Genomic DNA, 17993 nt, shown 5'->3' with positions numbered 1-17993 from the left:
GGCATGCTTCGTGCTTTTTTGACGCCTGAGTGTGCGCGGATACCGGCGTCCGGCACGTGTCTCACAGGCCCAACGACGGGCGGTGAACCGACAACGCGGCGCTTCACCCCCCCAAGGGGCCTTGGGCGCGGCCAGGATAGTCTCGCCACGGTCTACGCGACAGTTTTAAGGAACTCCCCCTAGGATCGGCCCGCCGCCGCCCTAAGGGGAAGCCCCATCGCCGCTTCCGTGGTCACTGCTGGAGAACCCCGGAATGAACGCCCCCCTTTATGCCAGCCCCCCGCCCGCCGTCACCGTGCCCGATCTGTCCCGGTGGCAGGATGCGGGCGCAAAAGGGGAGGCGGCGTCCCGGCCCGTTCGTTTCCACCATCAGCGGACCGCCGCCCGCCTGCTGCTGACCGCCCGCTTCCGCGCCCTGAGCAGCCTGGACCGTTTGGCCGATGTCTCCGCCCTTGTCACCCGGGTCAGTACCGCGATCCATGCCTTGCAGAAGGAACGGGGCAGTTGGACCGTGTATTTGAACAGCCAAGGACAGCAGTTCGGCCCGCAGGTTGACCAGCAGATCATCCTCTGCAACGCGGAGGAAGCGCAGTTGCGCGCCTGCCTTGGGACGCTCGACCGGCTGACCCATAGCGCCGCCCTGTTTCACTGTGCCGAGGCGGCGATGCAGGATTTTGCCGGGCTGGCCGATCTGCGGCAACGGGGCAAGGCCTTGCAGCTTACGCCACCGGAATCGATTGCCGCCTTTTCCGGTCTAATCGCCAAACTGCTGGCGCTCGTCTCCCAGGCGCTCGACGTGGTGGCCGATCCCGCCATGTCCGCCGCGTTGATCGCCCTGTTTAATTTTATGCAGGGCAAAGAATATGCGGGGCAAGAGCGCGCAACCGGCGGCGCTGGGTTTTCGGCAGGACGGTTCGACGCGGCGCTGCACCGGCGGTTTCAACATTTGATCGCGGCCCAAAGCCGCGCGTTCCGCATTTTCAGCGAGTATGCGACGCCAGAACAGGCAACCCGGCTACACCAATGCCTGGCGGGGCCCGAGCGGGCGGCCTTCGACGCGATGCGCCAGGTGGCCGTTCGCCAAGGCATGAGCGGGGATCTGCACGGAATTACCGGACAGGCGTGGTACGAGGCCGCGACCCAGCGCATCGATGGGCTGAAACAGGTGGAAGATTCGCTGGCTCAGGATCTTCATACACTGTGCGCCGAGAAGCGCCGCGCGGCGCTGGCAGCCTTTCAAGCGCCGATCCGTACCGTCATCCCCGGCGCGGGGTTGCGCCTTTGGGCCGATTACCAGATCACCCGCCATCGGTTGATCGCCGACGCCCGGCGTGACCGCCGCTTTTCGGCGGCGGTGCGGGCCACCGTCGCCCAGTTTGCCGAGACCCCGCACCCGACGCCCTGGATGGCGGAAACCCTCCGCCTGTTCCGCAGCGGCCTCGGCGACGCCGCGACCCTGGCCGCTCAGCAGCAGCAGGAACGGCAAGCCCAACACGCGCGGCAACAGGCCATCGAAGATGCGGTGCATGCGTTCAGCGCCGCCAGCCAAACCATTCTGACGACCTTAGCCGATATGGCAAAACGGATGCACGGCAGCGCCCAGCGCATGTTCGAGAGCGCCGAAGAGGCCTGCCAGCGCGCCCTAACGCTCGCCAGCGCCTCCCGGCAATCTTTGGCCGGGGTTCAGGCGGTCTCGCACGCCGCCGATGCGCTGTCGGGCGCCATTCGCGGTATCGCGACGCGGGCGGCAGAAACCAGCCAGGAGACGGGGGCGACAGTCGCCACGGTCGAACGGACCGCCGAGACGGTCACCGGACTGCAAAGCGCGGCGGGGAAAATCGGCACCGTCGTAACGCTGATCCAATCGATTGCCGGGCAAACCAATCTGCTGGCACTGAATGCCACCATCGAAGCCGCCCGCGCCGGGGACGCCGGAAAGGGGTTCGCCGTTGTCGCTGGGGAAGTGAAGAGCCTTGCAGGCCAGACCGCCGGGGCGACGGAGGATATCACCCATCAGGTTGCGACCATCCAAAGCGAAACAACGGCCACTGCGGCAATGATCGCTGATATTCGCGCCCGGATGAGTGATATGGCGACCGTTATCGCCGGGGCCGCCACCGCGCTTGCCGATCAGGAGACCGCAACCGACCAAATCGCGACCAGTATCCAAAATATCGCCGAGGGGGCACAGTCCGTCTCGGGCACCGTCGATGCCGTGGCCCATGCCGCCGACGAGAGTGGCCACACCGCAGCCGAAGTTCTGGCGATTGCCAAAGACCTCGAAACCCTCTCCGCGACGCTTCAGACCAGCTTGCAGCAGTTCATCGGCCAAGTCCGGGCGGGGTAGCGCCGCGCCGGAACAGCCGGATGCCCGCCAAGATAAACCCGGCCAGGACCATGGCCTGCACGATGGCAAACGGCGGCTCGCTGCCGGTCGGGGCTAAGGCGTTCAACAGCGCAATTTTCTGAAACGCCTGGACCACCAGCACGAAACAATTGAGATAAAGCGCCACCGCCGCCGCAATCCCATACGTGCGGGGCGCCCCGCGCCACAAGGCCCAAACGGCCAGGGCTAAAACCACCAACGAGATCAGACCGAACGCCTGCGCGGGGGTAAAGCCGGTAGCGGGAAACAGAAACCCGGTCACGCTGGTGGCAATCGTCGTGATCAAAAAGACCGCGTTCCAAACCGGCACCCGGCGACCGTTCCAGGCCGCAGCCAGCCAGACCAGCCCCGTTCCAATCGCGATCAGGCTGATAAGCACATGGACACGGGTGAAGGCGGAAAGCGATAGACCGAGCAGCATGGGCGCACCTCGTATGCTAGGGGCCTGCAGCGGCGGCGAACGCCCCCACAACCGCCATTTGCACGCGGCGCCCCCAGCTTAACCGCAAATCGCCTAGCCGTCATGGGCCGAGTCGCTCATACTTCGTCATCGGCATCATGCATCTTTTCTAAAAAATCGAACAATCTGTTTTTCTTTATCCAGCTATTTCGATAACGCGGACTCACGTATTCCTTGTTTCACGGCAGCGACGCCGACCCAACACAACGCTAACTGCTTCATTCATCAGGAGATTTGATCATGGCCATCACTGCGACCCCGACCCCCGGCAAGACCCTGCTGTCGCCGAAGGATCACACGCTCATTTTGATCGATTTCCAATCACAAATGGCCTTCGCCACCAAGTCGATCGACACGACGACGCTGCGCAATAACGCCGCCCTTGTGTCCCATGCCGCTGCCGGGTTCGGCGTTTCGACCATCCTGACCACGGTGGCGGAAAAAAGCTTCTCCGGCCCGATGTTCAGCGAAATCACCGATGCCTTCCCCGGCCAGAAGCTGTTCGACCGCACCTCGATGAACACCTGGGAAGACGCCGCCGTGATCGAGGAAGTGAACCGCATCGGCAAGGAGCGGCTGGTGTTCGCCGGGCTATGGACCTCCGTCTGCATCGTCGGCCCCGTTGCTTCCGCCATCGATCAGGGCTTCGATGTCTATGTCATCACCGATGCCTCGGGCGATATTTCGACGGAAGCCCATGAACGGGCCGTCGAACGCATGATCCAGCTCGGCGCCAAGCCGATCACCTCGCTGCAATATCTGCTGGAACTGCAACGCGACTGGGCGCGGACCGAAACCTACGACATGACCACCGGCATCGCCCGCAAGTTTGGCGGCGCCTATGGCCTTGGCATCACCTACGCCAAGACGATGTTCGGCGCATCCGAAGGCGGTCACTAAGCCTTCCGCCGGGGCGGGTTCCCGCCCGCCCCGTCTTCTAATTATTCGAACCAAGCGAGGCCCATCATGTCGTTCATCACCGCCCAAGACGGCACCCAGATTTTCTATAAGGATTGGGGCCCCAAGACCGGGCAGCCTATCGTCTTCTCCCACGGTTGGCCGCTGAGCGCCGACGCTTGGGATGGGCAGATGCTGCATTTCGCCTTGAAGGGCTTCCGCGTCATCGCCCACGACCGGCGCAGCCACGGGCGGTCGGACCAGACCGCAACCGGCAATGATATGGATACTTATGCCGACGATCTGGCGGCGGTGCTCAGCGCGCTCGACGTGAACAATGCCGTGCTGGTCGGCCATTCGACCGGCGGCGGCGAGGTTGCCCATTATATCGGCCGTCACGGCACGGGCCGGGTGGCAAAAGCGGTGCTGGTCGGGGCTGTGCCGCCGCGCATGTCGAAAAGCGACGCTTATCCGAACGGTCTGCCGCTCGATATTTTCGACGGTATTCGCGCCGGGGTGGCCGCGAACCGTTCCCAATTCTATCTTGATCTTACGACGCCCTTCTATGGCTTCAACCGCCCCGGCAAGAGCGTGAACGACGGGCTGCGGCTGGATTTCTGGCGCCAGGGCATGGCGGGCGGCATTGTTGGGCAATACGCCTGCATCCGTGAGTTTTCGGAAGTCGATTACACCGACGATCTGAAGAAGATCAACGTGCCGACCCTGTTCATCCACGGCAGCGACGATCAAATCGTCCCCATCGGCCATGCTGCCGAACTGGCGGTGACGCTGGTGCCGAACGGTACACTGATCGTTTACGACGGCGCCGATCACGGTCTCGCCCAGACCCATGCCGACCGCCTCAACGCCGATCTTCTGGCCTTCATCCAGAAATAGGGGGCGCGATCATGGCCTATCTTCTCTCCTTGGGTGCGGGGCTGCTGGTCGGCGTGATCTACAGCCTGCTCAATGTCCGCTCCCCGGCGCCGCCTGCCATCGCCTTGATCGGTTTGCTGGGCATCTTGATCGGCGAGCAGGTGGTTCCCATCGCCAAACGCGCGCTGGCGGGCGAGAATATTCTCGCCGTGGTGAAATCCGACTGCGCCGAGCACGTTCTCGGCAAACTGCCCGGCGATAAAACGCCGACGCCTAAGGCCTGATCATGAATTTTGGAGCGTGCCGCCCGCACGCTCCGCTTTTTTGGAGAGACGGCATGTCCGCACCCGATCTTATTCTCACGAACGCCAAAATCACGACGCTCGACCGCGAAAACCCCGTCGCCCAGGCGCTGCTGATCCGCGACGGGCGCTTCCACATCATCGGCACGGAGCAAGAGGTGCGGGCCGCCGCCGCGCCGGAAACGCCGGTGATCGACGCACAAGGCCGTCGCGTTATCCCCGGCTTGATCGACAGCCATATGCACATCATCCGGGGCGGGCTGAATTATAATATGGAGTTGCGCTGGGACGGCGTGCCGACCCTGGCCGACGCGATGGCGATGCTGAAGCGGCAGGCCGCAATCACGCCGCCGCCGCAATGGGTGCGTGTCGTCGGCGGCTTTACCGAGCATCAATTCGCCGAAAAACGCCTGCCGACGCTGGACGAACTCAACGCCGCCGCGCCGGATACCCCCGTCTTCATCCTGCACCTCTATGACCGCGCCTTGCTGAACGCCGCCGCCCTGCGTGTCGTCGGCTATACCAAGGACACGCCGAACCCGCCGGGCGGGGAGATCGTCCGCGATGCTGCGGGCAATCCCACCGGCCTGCTGCTGGCGCAACCGAACGCTACCATCCTCTATTCCACCCTGGCGAAAGGCCCGAAGCTGCCGCCGGAGTATCAGCTCAACTCCACCCGGCATTTTATGCGCGAGATGAACCGCTTGGGCGTGACCGGCGTGATCGACGCGGGCGGCGGCTTCCAGAATTACCCGGACGATTACGCCATCATCCAGAAGCTGCATGACGAGGGCGAACTGACCCTGCGCATCAGCTACAATCTGTTCACCCAGAAGCCGAAGGAAGAGCTGGCCGATTTCGCAGCCTGGGGCAAACAGGTGAAGCCGGGCGACGGCGACGATACCTACCGCCACAATGGCGCGGGCGAAATGCTGGTCTATTCCGCCGCCGATTTCGAAGATTTCCGCGTCGCCCGCCCGGATATGCCGCCCACTATGGAAGGCGATCTCGAAGCCGTCGTCCGTTTGCTGGTGGAAAACCGTTGGCCGTGGCGCCTGCACGCGACCTATGACGAAACCATCTCCCGCGCGCTCGATGTCTTCGAAAAGGTCAATAAAGACATCCCCTTCGAGGGGCTGCATTGGTTCTTCGACCATGCGGAAACCATTTCCGACCGCAATATTGATCGGGTGGCGGCCTTGGGCGGCGGCATCGCCGTGCAGCATCGCATGGCTTATCAGGGCGAATATTTCGTCGAGCGCTATGGCGCCAAAGCCGCCGAACGCACCCCACCGATTCGCAAGATGATGGCGGCAGGCGTGCCGGTCGGCGCGGGCACCGATGCGACGCGCGTGGCGAGCTATAACCCCTGGGTCTCGCTGTCCTGGCTCGTCACCTCGAAAACCGTTGGTGGCCTCGCCCTCTACCCGCAGGCCCATCGGCTCGATCGCGAGACGGCGCTGCGGCTGTGGACGGAGGCGAATACCTGGTTCTCCAACGAAGGCGGCAAAAAGGGCCAGATCAAAGCCGGGATGCTGGCCGATTTCGCCGTACTGTCTGACGATTACTTCAGCGTGCCGGAAGATGAGATCATCCATCTTTCCTCCGTCCTGACCGTGCTCGGCGGCAAAGTGGTGCATGGCGATGGCGATTTCGCGCCGCTGGCCCCGGACCTGCCGAAAGCCATGCCCGATTGGTCGCCGGTCAACCTCTTCGGCGGCTATCACCAAAGCCCGCAGCACCGGGCGAAGCTCGCCACCGCCTGCGGCTGCGCCAGCGGCTGCACCGTGCATGGCCATGATCATGCGGCCGCCCTCGGCGCCGATGTTCCCGCCGCCGACGTCCAGAGCTTCTGGGGCGCCCTTGGCTGCGGTTGTTGGGCGGTGTGACGATGACCCGCCTGCTCACACGCGCGCAGGCCGGGGCGGCGGGGCTGCTCGCCCAACCCGCCCTTCGCTTGGCCGCCCGCTTGGCCCTGGTCAGCGCCTATCTGCTGGGCGGGACCGTGAAACTCTTGGACTGGCCGGGGGCCATTGCCGAACAAGCGCATTTCGGCCTGACCCCGCCCGACCTCTTCGCGGCACTGACGATTGCCGTGGAGCTTCTGGGCGCGGTCTTGGTGCTCACCCGCCGCTGGGCCTGGCTGGGCGCTGGCATGCTGGGGGTCTTCACCCTTCTGGCCGCAATCATCGCCAATAATTTTTGGGCGATGGCGGGGATGGAGCGGTTTATGGCGCGCAACGCCTTCTTCGAACATCTCGGCCTGATCGGCGGGCTGTTCTTGGCGGCAGCCCTCACCGAGCGGGAGCGACAGGCATGACCGCCCCCGCCCCAAAACCCCTGGTGGCGCTGCTGCTGGTGCTATCGTTCACGACCGGGCTGATCGATGCGATCAGCGTGCTCGGCCTCGGAAAAGTCTTCACCGCCAATATGACGGGAAATATCGTCTTTCTCGGCTTTGCCGCCGTCGGCACGCCGGATTTTAGGGCGGAGCTTTATATCGTCGCGCTGCTGGCGTTTCTGCTGGGGGCGCTCCTCGCGGGAAAGCTCGGCATACGGCTCAGTGCCGGGCCGCTCGCGCGCTGGCTGCGTATCGTCGCCGGGCTAGAAGCGGGGCTATTGTGGGGCGCGGCGGGCCTCAGCTTCCTTCTACCGCCGGGCGGCGCCACTTCTGCGCTGCTGCTGGCGATCATCGCGCTGACCGCTGTGGCGATGGGGCTGCGCAATGGCACTGTGCGCCAGTTGAAAGTGCCGGATCTGACAACGACGGTCCTGACCCTCACCCTGACCGGCCTCGCTGCCGATTCGCGCGCGGCGGGCGGCGGCAATCCCAATTGGGGCCGCCGTCTCGGGTCGGTCGCTACCATCGGCTTTGGCGCCGGGATTGGCGCCTTGCTGGTCATCAAAGTCGGGCTTGCTATCCCGCTGGCCCTCACGGGCGCCTTAATCCTGGGGGCGACATTGCTCTGTACCCGTAACGCTTGAGACGAAAGGGATTGAGCCATCCCCGGCCCGGCGCTAGAACCCTGGCGCCGGGCTGTTTCTTTCTCCGAGTATCGCTATGCCGTGGTCCCTCTCCCTGCCGTCCGACGCCAGCCCGCTGACCGTGCGGTGGTTGACCGCGACCGGCGCCCTGACCGCGCATCTCGAAACCCTCGGGCGGGTGCGCTTGCAGGTCTTGCGCGAAACCCTCGGCCCAGCCGCCCCCGATGAAACGGCAGGGCCTGCCGCCGCTGCGCCCGGGCGCTATTTTATCCGCGAAGTGCTGATGGCCATCGACGGCACCCCCGCCGTCGCCGCCCGCTCCCTCGTCCCTGACGGGGACGGCGGCCCTTGGGCAGCGGTCAAAACCCTGCGAACGACGCCGCTCGCCAAAATCCTCTACACGCCGGAAACGACCCGCACACCCTTCGCTTTCGCCGCCCTTGAGGCGACGATGGCCTTGCGCGGGGTAACGCGGCCCTTCATCGACGGCGAGCACGCACTGCTCGCCCGGCGCTCCGTCTTCACCCGAGCGGGGGTACCGATCCTCGTGTCGGAAGCCTTTTTGCCAGGGTTTTGGGCGATAGCGGCCTAACGCACATCCCGAGCCGGTGGTGTCGCCTGTGTGTCAAACGCGCTAAATATCGGCGAACCCATCTTCTTCCACATCCGCCGCCCCTAGGCGCACGAACTCGTTCAGCAGCCAAGACGCCGCCGGGCCGGGGGGCGTGTCGCGGCGCCAGACGCCCGCAAAGCGGTAGGTGCCGCCCAAATGGTCGGGCATGGCGAGGCGCACCAGCGCCCCGGTGGCGAGATCGGTGCGAACCAGCGGCAACGGCATATTCCCCCAGCCCACGCCTTCGCGCAGCAGCGCATGCTTGGCGCCCAAGTCGGCCAAGCGCCAAGTGCGCGGGCTGACGACGGAATAATCCCGCCCTTCGGTATAGCGCGACCGGTCGGTTAGCACGATCTGCACATGGTTCCGGCCCTCGCCGGGCGGAATGCGCTCCAGCCGCGCCAACGGGTGATCGGGGGCGGCGACGGGGATCATCGGCACCGACCCCGCCGCAATACAATCGACCCCCTCCACCCCAGCGGCCAGCGGCCCAGAGACACCGATGCTGGCGGTCCGGTCGAGGATCAGCGCCGTGATCGCCCCCAGGGCCTCCACGTGCAATTTGAGCGTCACGGTCGGGAATTTTTGGGCGAAATCGCGCAAGACGCCGCCGACCCGTTCCGGCGGGACCATCACGTCGAGGGCGAGATCAACCTCCGCCTCCAACCCATCCAGCAGCCCTTTCACTTTGGCGCGCAGCGCATCCATGCCCTGGCCGATGGCCCGCGCCTCCGCCAGCACCGCCCGCCCACCGACCGTTAACTGCGGTCGCCGCGTGCCTTCGCGCTGAAACAGCTCGATACCCAACTGCGCTTCAAGATTGGCGATACCATAGCTGATGACCGACACGGCCCGGTTCATTCGCCGCGCGGCGCCTGCAAAACTGCCGGTATCGACCACCGCCAGAAAGATGCGCAACTGATCGAAGGTCGGCGTGCCCGGGTTGCTCATCATTCTAATCTTTCGAACAATTTGACCGAGATTATCAGTCTAATTTCGAAAAGCGGGCGGGTCTATATCTAAGCCCATCGAGGCCGCACCGACGCGGCCCCCTCTCAGAGAAAGGACCATCGCTATGATCGACCTTCGCCCCTTTGCCAGCCTCGGCGGTGCCAACCACGGTTGGCTGAAGGCCAAACACCATTTCTCCTTCGCCGATTACTATGATCCGAAGCGGATGAATTGGGGCAATCTGCGCGTCTGGAACGATGACGCCATCGCGCCCGATACCGGCTTCCCGCCGCACCCGCACCGGGATATGGAAATCATCACCTATGTGCGCGAAGGCGCCATCACCCACGAGGATAATCTTGGCAATAAAGGCCGCACCGAAGCGGGTGACGTACAGGTAATGTCGGCGGGCACGGGCATCGCCCATTCGGAATATAATCGGGAGGAAGAAACCACCAAGATCTTCCAAATCTGGATCATCCCAACCGAACGCGGCGGCGCCCCGTCCTGGGGTACGAAGCCCTTCCCGAAGGGCGAGCGCAGCGGCCAGTTCGTTACTCTCGCCTCGGGCTATGCCGAGGATACGGACGCGCTGCCGATCCGTACCGATGCCCGCGTTGTCGGCGCCACCCTGAAGGCCGGGGAAACCGCCGAGTATCACCTAGGGGCGAATCGGCGCGCCTATCTGGTCCCGGCGGTCGGCGTGGTGGAAATCGCCGGTCAGCGGGTCAACGCCCGCGACGGTGCCGCGATTTCCGAACTTGAAACCGTGACCATCACGGCGCTCGAAGACAGCGAAATCGTGCTGGTCGATGCCGCGTAACCCTGTCGGGGGGTGTGCCCCCCGACACCCCCGCCCTAAGGGCTGGCAACCCTTTGGGCGGGGGATTTCGTCAGTTACACCGAATAGAGCAAATCAATCTAAGCAATAGATCACCAATACCATCAAAATTATGCGAAAATTAAGTGCATTCTATAAAATCTTATACTTTATAAGTCTAATCCAATCCCCTAAATCGCGTAAGCCCAGGAGAGCGGATCGGTGCGCGCTGCCAGGGCCGAGAGCGAGGTATTGTCGAGAACCCCGGCAATCGCATCGCGCACATCGACCATGATCATCCGCACCGGACAGGTGACGACATCGACGCAATTATCGCAGGACACGAACGCTGTGCGGCTGGCGCAGGCGATGGGGGCGAGCGGCCCGTCAAGCGCGCGCACGGCTTGACCGATCCAAATTTCCTCCGGCGGTTTGGCGAGTGCATAGCCGCCGCCCGGCCCTTTGCGGGAGCGCACCAATCCGGCGTTGCGCAGTTCCAGCAAGATCGCGTCGAGAAACTTCTTGGGAATTTGATTTTGGGCGGCAATCTCGGCGACTTGGGCCGTCTCTCCCGGCGGAAGTGCCGCCAGATGGATCAGCGCCTTCAGCCCGTATTTGCCCTTGTTCGTCAGCATCCCGAGTCCCATACCCCAGCCGTTCCCCGGGGGTCCATATAACCTATTGGCTTTCTAAGCCATATCGAAATCTCGGGCGTTCGCCTGTGAAACAGGCCCCCTGTTGAGCGCGGCCTCGACCGCCGACGCAGGCCTTCTTAAGCAGCCGCCGCATAGACCTCGCGCGGAAATTACAACCATCGCGGGCAGCTTAAAACACCGAGTGTTTTCGCCGGACGACTTACTGCTATACTCATCAGCCACTGTTCACCGCTGGGGGCAAGAGCAAGCATGAGCACCGTAACCACCGCTTTTGAAATCCGCGATCTGCCCGAGATTCTAGGCGCCGAAATCCTGGGTCTCGACCTGTCGCAGCCGCCATCGGACGAAGATTTTGCCCGCATCCGCCACGCGCTGGCGCAGCGGCAGGTGGTGATTTTCCGCGATCAGGAAAGCCTGACGCCGGAGCAGCAGATCGCCTTCAGCCGCCGCTTCGGGCCGCTGGAAATCCATGTGCAGCATCACTTCCATCTGAGCGGCCACCCGGAAATTCTGATCGTCTCTAATGTGGTGGAAAACGGCAAACCCATCGGCCTAGTGGATGCCGGGAAATATTGGCACTCGGACCTGTCCTACCTTGCCCTCCCCAGCCTCGGCTCACTGCTGCATTCGAAGGAATGGCCCGCGCAAGGTGGTGACACGCTGTTCGTCAATATGGTCGCGGCCTATGAGGCGCTGCCCGACGATGTGAAAGCCAAGGTCGATGGTTTGCAGGCCGAGCACAGCTACCTCGCCCGGAACCGCAAGCAGCAGCAGGTGACGGGCACCTATCGCCCGGGCCTGACGGCGGAGCAAGAAGCCCGCGTGCCGCCGGTCGTGCATCCGGTGGTGCGCGTGCATCCCGAAAGCGGCAAACGCGCCCTATTCGTTAGCGAAGGGTTCACCACCCGCATCATCGGTCTGCCGGAAGACGAGAGCGACGCGCTGCTTGCCTTCCTCTTTGCCCATTCGACGGCGGAGCGGTTCCAGTATCGCCACCGCTGGCGCCCGCACGATATGCTGTTCTGGGACAATCGCCAGACCCTGCATCTCGCCACCGGCTGCCCGCCGGAGCTGCGGCGAACGCTGTATCGGACCACGGTGCAGGGCGACGCGCCGCGCGGGATCGCGGCGTGATGGCAGATGGCCCCGGCATGACCGGGGCCGCCTTTTTACAATCCGTTTCGTTGAAATAATATTTTTCTATAGAAATAGTATTTTTCCCCTTTTCAACGGCGAAAACTTGGGCTTAGATAAGGGCCTCGCTGATCGCAGCGGGGCCGAAGGATTTCCTTCCGCGGGCATTTGAGTTTGCAGCTTGCGCCGCGTCACCAAACGCTAAAGCGCCACGACGTTTGTCGTGGTTCCGATGATAGGAGCCGCCTATGACTTTCACCTCTCGCCGCTTTTCCCCCGCCCTTATCGGCGCGATGCGGACCTGTTGTTGTCGCACCTAATGCGCTTTGGGCCTTAGGCCCGCTTTTCCAACACAGGTGTTTCGATAGTCCGCCGCTGGAGGCAACGGCGCGGGCTTGCGGGGGATTATCATGTCTTCTGATGCTATCGTGATTTCCGTCGCCGGAACGGCGGCGGGCCTCGTCGTTCGTCAACGCCGGGGCTATCGTTTCTTCGCCTCTACCTCCGACTTCCGCGCCATCGACCGCCGCTGCTTCCGCCGCGTGCGCGACGCCCAACAAGCGGTAAAACGCATTCTGGCGGGGGAACCCGCCGTGCGCGGGCAGGCTTAAGGCGGAATGGATATGCTGCACTTCAGCTTTATTTCTGAATTCGCGCCCGGATTTCTGGCCGAGCGCGAGACGGAAGCACCAACCGCCCCGTCACGGGTCGCAACGGCGGATCGGGGGCGCGTCACCTTAGAGGCAGTCGGCAAAACCTACCTCGGGGCAAACGGCCCAGTCCCGGCGCTTCAGGATATTTCGCTCGATATTCAGCCGGGCGAAATCTTTGCCATCATCGGGCGGAGCGGCGCCGGGAAATCCACCTTGATCCGCACGATCAACCGGCTGGAGACACCCAGCGCCGGGCGGATCAGCGTCTCCGGCCACGCGGTGACCGATCTTGCGGAGCGGGAACTTCCCGCCCTGCGCCGCCGCATCGGCATGATCTTCCAGCACTTCAATCTGCTGTCGGCGAAAACGGTCGCGGAGAATGTCGCCCTGCCATTACGCTTGGCCGGGGTGCCGAAAGCGGAGCGGGCGGAAAAGGTCAAAGCCCTGCTGGCGCTCGTCGGCCTTGCCGATAAGCATGATGCCTATCCGGCGCAATTATCCGGCGGGCAGAAACAGCGCGTCGGTATCGCCCGTGCGCTCGTCCATGACCCGGACGTGCTGCTGTGCGATGAAGCAACCTCCGCCCTTGATCCCGAAACGACGCGGGCGATCCTCGACCTGCTGCGCGACATCAATCGCCGCCTGGGGCTGACCGTCATCCTGATCACCCACGAAATGGGCGTGGTGCGCCAAATCGCCGACCGGGTGGCGGTCATCGACGGCGGCCGCATCGTCGATCTCGGCCCGGTCGCCACGGTTTTCGCCCAGCCGAGCAGCGCGGTCACGCGCAGCCTGCTGGAGGCCAGCCAATTTGCCCCACCGGAAAGCGGCGGCGTGCTGCTGCGCCTCGCAGGCTCCCCCGCAGACGCCGAAGCGCTAGCGGAAAAACTACGGCGCGACGGCACCGCGATTGAGGTGGTCCGCCATGTCTAACCCGATCCTCGATCTCTTTTTGGAAGCGGCTTGGCAGACATTCGCGATGGTCGGCATTTCCAGCCTGATCGCCCTCCTGGCCGGGGTGCCGCTGGCCGTGATCCTCGTCATCACAGCACCGGGCGGCCTGTGGGAACAGCGGGCGGTGAACCGCGTCTTGGGCGCCGTGATCAACGGTTTTCGCTCCACCCCCTTCATTATCCTGCTGGTCGCCTTACTGCCGATCACGCGGCTGATCGTTGGAACGACCATCGGCACGGCGGCGGCGATTGTGCCGCTGGCCATCGCGGCAACGCCCTTCTTCGCCCGGGTGGCCGAAGTCAGCCTACGCGAGGTCGATAAGGGCCTGATCGAAGCGGCCCAGGCGATGGGCGCGCGCAAGGCGGAAATCGTCTGGCACGTGCTGCTGCCTGAAGCCCTGCCCAGCCTGATTGCCGGTTTCACCCTGACGATCATCACCCTGATCGGCGCATCGGCCATGGCGGGCGCGGTCGGGGCCGGGGGGCTGGGCGATCTTGCCATCCGCTACGGCTATCAGCGGTTCGAGACCGATATCATGCTGGGTGTCATCGCCGTGCTGATCGCCCTCGTCGCCCTGGTGCAACGGACCGGCGACCGGCTCGCGGCCCGCGTCAACAAGCGCGCCTGATCCTTCTTCCCTCTCCCAGTCGTTTAATTCCGGCGCGTCCGACGATGCGCCTTACCGGAGGTTTATTCCATGCGTATCGCGTCTTTCCTGAAAACCGCCGCCATTGCGGCTGCGCTCCTTCTCCCCGGCTTTGCCCAGGCTGGCGATAAGGTGACCGTCGGCGTCTCCGGCGGTGACGGCGAAGTGATCTGGCAGGAGGTGAAGAAGGTGGCGGCCAAGGACGGGATCGATATTCAGATCCGCGTCTTCAACGATTACTTGCTGCCCAATGCCGCGCTGGACGGGGGCGATCTCGACCTCAATGCCTTCCAGCATAAGCCTTTCCTGGAAAATCAGGTGAAGACCAAGGGCTATAAGATCGTCGCCATCGGCGATACTGTCGTCTCCCCCATCGGGCTTTACTCCAAAAAAGTGAAAGCCCCCGCCGAATTGAAGGAGGGCGCGCAGGTCGGCATCGCCAACGATCCGTCGAACGGCGGGCGCGGTTTGCTGCTGCTCGCGGCCCAAGGCCTGATTAAGTTGAAAGACGGCGTCGGCATTCTGCCGCGCGTTCTCGACATCACCGAAAACCCCAAGAAGCTGAAGTTCCGCGAGCTTGACGCCGCGCAACTGCCGCGCAGCCTGGATGATCTCGACGCAGCCGTAATCAATACCAATTACGCGCTGCAAGCCAATCTGCATCCGGGCCGCGACGCGATTGCCGTGGAAGGCACCAAGAATAATCCCTACGGCAATATCATCGCCGCCCGCGAAAAGGATAAGGACAATCCCCTCTATCTGCGCGTGGTGAAGGCCTATCACGACGACGCTATCCGCCAGTTTATCCTGACCCAGTTCAAGGGCGCGCAACTGCCGGTCTGGTAAGCTGATCGTCATCGCTCACACGAAAAGGCGGGTATCCCCCGCCTTTTTGTTGGCTGCCCCCCGCCCATCGGCTGGTCCAGGTCAGCGTCGGCCCGTCGCTCTGACCGCACTTGCGTAACAAAGCTCTCAGCTCCGGTGACCGGCTGACGGAGATGATCCATACGATTTTCGAATTCTTTCGATAACTCTTATTCGTTTTTCTTTTTGATCTCGGGACCGCAGGATCGCGCCATCCGCATTTCCTGAAGGACCCCCGCGATGAAAGCCATTGGTTATACGACACCCTTGCCCCTGCTCGATCCCGCCGCGCTGATCGACCTTGATCTGCCGATACCCGACCTGCGCCCGCGCGATCTGTTGGTGAAAGTTCAGGCGGTTTCGGTCAATCCGGTCGATATCAAACTGCGCGGGAATGTTGCCCCGTCCGATGGAACCCCGCGCGTGCTGGGCTTCGACGCCGTTGGCATCGTCGAGGCCGTGGGACCGGAGGCAAGGCTGTTCAAACCAGGCGATGCCGTTTTCTACGCGGGCAGCATCGACCGCCCCGGCAGTAATGCCGAGTTTCAGGCCGTGGACGAACGCATCGTTGGGCGGAAACCCGCCAGCCTTTCCAACACCGAAGCCGCCGCCCTGCCGCTCACCGCGATCACCGCCTGGGAACTTTTGTTCGACCGGCTGCGGGTACCCTACGGCCAGAAAAGCGGCGGCGACGCGCTGCTGATCGTCGGCGGCGCGGGCGGGGTCGGGTCGATCTTGACCCAACTCGCCCGGCGGCTGACCGGCTTGACGGTCATCGCCACCGCCTCCCGCCCGGAAAGCATTGCTTGGTGCTTTGCCCAGGGCGCCCATCACGTCATCGATCACCGCCTGCCGCTGACGGAAGAACTGGCCCGCATCGGCCTTCCCCAGGTGCGCTATGCCGCCAGCCTAACCGCCACCGATCAGCATTTACCGCAGCTTATCGAAGCCCTGGCCCCGCAAGGCGCGCTCGCCCTGATTGACGATCCAAAGACGCTCGATATCCTGCCGATGAAGCGCAAGAGCCTGTCGGTCCATTGGGAACTCATGTTCACCCGCCCGCTTTACGGCACCGAAGACATGATCCGGCAGCACGAACTGCTGACGGAAGTTGCCGATCTCGTCGATGCCGGGGTGTTGCGCACGACGCTGACGCAAGACCTCGGCCCCCTGTCCGCCGCCAGCCTCCGACAGGCTCACGGCATCGTCGAAAGTGGCCGCAGCATCGGTAAAACCGTGCTCAGCGGGTTCTAAACCGTTAGCTCATCCCCAGATAGCGGCCAGGCCGGTGGTTGAGGGCCAAAACGAGGTTCATCACCACCGCGCCTAGGACCGAGAGCAGCAGCCGGTCTACCGGCAGAACAAAGGCCGCTGCGATCAAAATGGCGAGATCGATCCCAAGCTGGACATATCCCGCCCGCAGACCAAAACGCTCCTGCAAATAAAACGCCAGGATATTGATCCCGCCCAGGCCCGTGCGGTGCCGAAACAGCATCAGTAGCCCAACGCCGCTCAAGGCGCCGCCAATCACCGCCGCATAGAGCGGGTGGAGATGGGAAAAGCCGATCCAATCGGCACTCAGGCGGGAAAACAGCGTCACCAGCCCCACGGCCGAAGCGGTGCGCAGCGTGAAGCCCGGCCCCATGCGCTTCCAGGCCAAAAGATAAAACGGCAGATTCAGCGCAAAGAACATCAGCCCGAAATCCCAGCGGGTGACATAGCTGAGCAGCAGCGTCACCCCTGCGATCCCGCCGAGCAGCAGGGTCGATTGCGCATAGACCGCCATACCAAGCGCCACGAAGGACGTGCCCAACAGTAGTGCCAGAGCATCCTCGTGAAAACGATGGCGCGAAACAGCATCCGGCGCGGGGCTTGCTGAAATTTGGGTCATCGCCTGCCCCCTTTTCGAGCGGTCCAGAACAGCACTGACGGGAAATTGCGGATTATGTCTGATCGCGCCGACCGTCTAAAACCCTTCTAGCAACCTTCATGCCGCAGGCCTTGCCTGGGATAGGCCCCAAGGGGACAGCCGCAGATTAGCAATCTCTTAGCTTCACGCGGCTTATTTCTCGAGTAGAGTAATTGCCATTGACGCCCGCACGCGTGGGCGCCCCCACTCAATTCCCCAGACAACCCCAAGGGGTGCGGCGGCAGATCGTCCGCCCCAAGCGCGTTGCTACCTCAGGCCTCGAGACAGACACAGATGACCAAATTGACCTTCGCCGCCCTCGGCACCGCCCTTCTCGCCGCTCTTCCCGCCTTTGCGCAGACGGCCAAACCGACCGTCGAGCGCGGTGCCTATCTGGCCAGCATTATGGACTGCACCGGCTGCCATACGCCGGGAACCTTTTTGGGAAAACCCGATATGGCGCGGCTGCTCGGCGGCTCGGAAGTTGGCTTTCAAATCCCAGGGCTTGGCATCTTCTACCCGCCGAACCTGACCCCGGATGCCGAAACCGGTCTGGGTAAATGGAGCACGGCTGATATCGTTAAAGCCGTGCGCACCGGCGTGCGCCCAGATGGCCGTCAACTCGCCCCCGCTATGCCGTTCATGAGCTATGCCAAGCTGACCGATACCGATGCCAATGCCCTGGCCGCCTATCTGAAAAGCCTAAAGCCGGTCAAGAATGCCGCCCCCGCCCTGGTTGGGCCGAGCGAAAAGGCCAAAGCGCCTTATCTGACGGTTGTCATGCCCCAGTAATCAGGGATCAAGGAACGCTTGATTTTCTGAAATCATTCTAAAACATCAAGACCATTGAAGACGAAGGCTGACCCATCCCCGGTTCAGCCTTTGTT

General features: G+C 63.3%; 20 protein-coding genes. 16 read left to right on the top strand and 4 right to left on the bottom strand.

Annotated elements, in window-relative coordinates:
- The first annotated feature begins 253 nt into the window (after nucleotides 1-253).
- Nucleotides 254-2347 carry a methyl-accepting chemotaxis protein gene (locus CHR90_RS16145; protein ID WP_094410131.1) on the top strand — a complete coding sequence of 698 codons (2094 nt, stop codon included), beginning with the start codon at nucleotides 254-256 and terminating at the stop codon, nucleotides 2345-2347.
- Here the strand turns inward: CHR90_RS16145 and CHR90_RS16140 are convergent.
- Complete coding sequence (locus CHR90_RS16140) at nucleotides 2322-2807, bottom strand: hypothetical protein (RefSeq protein ID WP_094410130.1); 486 nt, start codon at nucleotides 2805-2807, stop codon at nucleotides 2322-2324. The two genes, CHR90_RS16145 and CHR90_RS16140, sit on opposite strands and share 26 nt — an antisense overlap.
- A 279-nt stretch (nucleotides 2808-3086) precedes the next feature.
- Here CHR90_RS16140 and CHR90_RS16135 point away from each other — a divergent pair, with 279 nt between their 5' ends.
- From CHR90_RS16135 to CHR90_RS16105, 7 genes are all read left to right on the top strand, one after another.
- The gene (locus CHR90_RS16135) at nucleotides 3087-3746 is read left to right on the top strand and encodes a hydrolase (protein WP_094410129.1); all 660 of its coding nucleotides are present in this window, start codon (nucleotides 3087-3089) and stop codon (nucleotides 3744-3746) included.
- 66 nt (nucleotides 3747-3812) lie between these two features.
- A complete protein-coding gene (locus tag CHR90_RS16130) occupies nucleotides 3813-4640 on the top strand; it encodes an alpha/beta fold hydrolase (RefSeq protein ID WP_094410128.1) in 828 nt (275 codons plus the stop codon).
- Between the two features lie 11 nt (nucleotides 4641-4651).
- Nucleotides 4652-4903, top strand: coding sequence for a DUF1427 family protein (locus CHR90_RS16125; RefSeq protein WP_229671564.1), 252 nt, complete (start codon nucleotides 4652-4654; stop codon nucleotides 4901-4903).
- A gap of 53 nt (nucleotides 4904-4956) precedes the next feature.
- On the top strand, nucleotides 4957-6810 hold the full coding sequence (locus CHR90_RS16120; protein ID WP_212668711.1) for an amidohydrolase: 1854 nt from the start codon (nucleotides 4957-4959) through the stop codon (nucleotides 6808-6810).
- A gap of 2 nt (nucleotides 6811-6812) precedes the next feature.
- The gene (locus tag CHR90_RS16115; RefSeq protein ID WP_094410125.1) at nucleotides 6813-7241 is read left to right on the top strand and encodes a DoxX family protein; all 429 of its coding nucleotides are present in this window, start codon (nucleotides 6813-6815) and stop codon (nucleotides 7239-7241) included.
- The gene (locus CHR90_RS16110; RefSeq protein ID WP_170941440.1) at nucleotides 7238-7906 is read left to right on the top strand and encodes a YoaK family protein; all 669 of its coding nucleotides are present in this window, start codon (nucleotides 7238-7240) and stop codon (nucleotides 7904-7906) included. The genes CHR90_RS16115 and CHR90_RS16110 overlap by 4 nt, the downstream gene beginning before the upstream one ends.
- Before the next feature lie 76 nt (nucleotides 7907-7982).
- Complete coding sequence (locus CHR90_RS16105; RefSeq protein WP_094410124.1) at nucleotides 7983-8498, top strand: chorismate--pyruvate lyase family protein; 516 nt, start codon at nucleotides 7983-7985, stop codon at nucleotides 8496-8498.
- 42 nt (nucleotides 8499-8540) lie between these two features.
- On the opposite strand, the gene CHR90_RS16100 is transcribed toward CHR90_RS16105, so the two are convergent.
- Nucleotides 8541-9473, bottom strand: coding sequence for a LysR family transcriptional regulator (locus CHR90_RS16100; RefSeq protein ID WP_212668710.1), 933 nt, complete (start codon nucleotides 9471-9473; stop codon nucleotides 8541-8543).
- A 121-nt stretch (nucleotides 9474-9594) separates the two neighbouring features.
- Here CHR90_RS16100 and CHR90_RS16095 point away from each other — a divergent pair, with 121 nt between their 5' ends.
- Complete coding sequence (locus tag CHR90_RS16095; protein WP_094410123.1) at nucleotides 9595-10293, top strand: pirin family protein; 699 nt, start codon at nucleotides 9595-9597, stop codon at nucleotides 10291-10293.
- A 188-nt stretch (nucleotides 10294-10481) separates the two neighbouring features.
- On the opposite strand, the gene CHR90_RS16090 is transcribed toward CHR90_RS16095, so the two are convergent.
- Entirely contained in the window at nucleotides 10482-10925 is a 444-nt protein-coding gene (locus CHR90_RS16090) for an RrF2 family transcriptional regulator (protein ID WP_094410222.1), read from the bottom strand.
- A 270-nt stretch (nucleotides 10926-11195) separates the two neighbouring features.
- Between CHR90_RS16090 and CHR90_RS16085 the strand changes: the two genes are divergently transcribed.
- The 6 genes from CHR90_RS16085 to CHR90_RS16060 all read left to right on the top strand — a co-directional run bounded on the left by CHR90_RS16085 (nucleotide 11196) and on the right by CHR90_RS16060 (nucleotide 16451).
- The gene (locus tag CHR90_RS16085) at nucleotides 11196-12080 is read left to right on the top strand and encodes a TauD/TfdA dioxygenase family protein (protein ID WP_094410122.1); all 885 of its coding nucleotides are present in this window, start codon (nucleotides 11196-11198) and stop codon (nucleotides 12078-12080) included.
- A 410-nt stretch (nucleotides 12081-12490) separates the two neighbouring features.
- Nucleotides 12491-12691, top strand: coding sequence for a hypothetical protein (locus CHR90_RS16080; RefSeq protein ID WP_094410121.1), 201 nt, complete (start codon nucleotides 12491-12493; stop codon nucleotides 12689-12691).
- A 6-nt stretch (nucleotides 12692-12697) separates the two neighbouring features.
- Complete coding sequence (locus CHR90_RS16075) at nucleotides 12698-13666, top strand: methionine ABC transporter ATP-binding protein (RefSeq protein ID WP_229671563.1); 969 nt, start codon at nucleotides 12698-12700, stop codon at nucleotides 13664-13666.
- Nucleotides 13659-14315 (top strand): methionine ABC transporter permease, encoded by a 657-nt coding sequence (locus CHR90_RS16070; RefSeq protein WP_094410120.1) that lies wholly within the window; start codon nucleotides 13659-13661, stop codon nucleotides 14313-14315. Before CHR90_RS16075 ends, CHR90_RS16070 begins: the two co-directional genes overlap by 8 nt.
- 69 nt (nucleotides 14316-14384) lie before the next feature.
- On the top strand, nucleotides 14385-15179 hold the full coding sequence (locus tag CHR90_RS16065) for a MetQ/NlpA family ABC transporter substrate-binding protein (protein WP_094410119.1): 795 nt from the start codon (nucleotides 14385-14387) through the stop codon (nucleotides 15177-15179).
- A gap of 258 nt (nucleotides 15180-15437) precedes the next feature.
- Nucleotides 15438-16451: a zinc-binding alcohol dehydrogenase family protein gene (locus CHR90_RS16060; protein WP_094410118.1), complete on the top strand. Its 1014-nt coding sequence runs from the start codon at nucleotides 15438-15440 to the stop codon at nucleotides 16449-16451.
- 4 nt (nucleotides 16452-16455) lie between these two features.
- On the opposite strand, the gene CHR90_RS16055 is transcribed toward CHR90_RS16060, so the two are convergent.
- The gene (locus CHR90_RS16055; protein ID WP_094410117.1) at nucleotides 16456-17088 is read right to left on the bottom strand and encodes a YitT family protein; all 633 of its coding nucleotides are present in this window, start codon (nucleotides 17086-17088) and stop codon (nucleotides 16456-16458) included.
- 312 nt (nucleotides 17089-17400) lie between these two features.
- Between CHR90_RS16055 and CHR90_RS16050 the strand changes: the two genes are divergently transcribed.
- Entirely contained in the window at nucleotides 17401-17898 is a 498-nt protein-coding gene (locus CHR90_RS16050) for a c-type cytochrome (RefSeq protein ID WP_094410116.1), read from the top strand.
- Nucleotides 17899-17993 lie beyond the last annotated feature (95 nt).

The sequence above is a fragment of the Elstera cyanobacteriorum genome (assembly GCF_002251735.1).
Classification (GTDB): domain Bacteria; phylum Pseudomonadota; class Alphaproteobacteria; order Elsterales; family Elsteraceae; genus Elstera; species Elstera cyanobacteriorum.
This window is presented reverse-complemented; position numbering and strand designations above follow the sequence as displayed.